1 pseudogene is annotated in these 390 nt (G+C 62.3%); it reads right to left on the bottom strand.

The window, feature by feature from the left end:
• Positions 1–373, bottom strand: a pseudogene (locus A7A08_RS15340) (NAD(P)/FAD-dependent oxidoreductase); the annotation flags it as partial.
• Positions 374–390: the final 17 nt, after the last annotated feature.

The raw sequence follows: 390 nt of genomic DNA, 5'->3' as shown, positions 1-390 counted from the left end.
GCGTCCGGAAGCGCACGTAATCCCGCACCCCGCTCTTCTCCACACGACCCATGATGTAATCCGCAAGCACCGCCCGGGGCGGATAGGACGGGATCGCACGCCCGAAATGCTCCTCGAACGAGTAGTCGGCGAACTCCAGGCACTCCTTCGGGCCGTTCGACCACAGATAACGGTACATGGAGCAGTGGACCGGCTCGCCATACTCGTCCAGACCCGTCCGCCACGTGTAGTTCCACAAACCGCCCCAGTTCTCCTGCTTCTCGAAGCAAACCACCTCAGGCACATCCGCGCCCTTGCGCTTCGCAGACTCAAATGCGCGAAGCTGCGCCAACCCGCTCGGACCAGCGCCGATAACGCATACCCGTTCGCTCATACCCTTCCGCTCCTCAT

Source organism: Methyloligella halotolerans (assembly GCF_001708935.1).
Taxonomy (GTDB): domain Bacteria; phylum Pseudomonadota; class Alphaproteobacteria; order Rhizobiales; family Methyloligellaceae; genus Methyloligella; species Methyloligella halotolerans.
The sequence above is the reverse complement of the archived record's forward strand: the minus strand, read 5'-3'. Positions and strand labels throughout refer to the sequence as shown.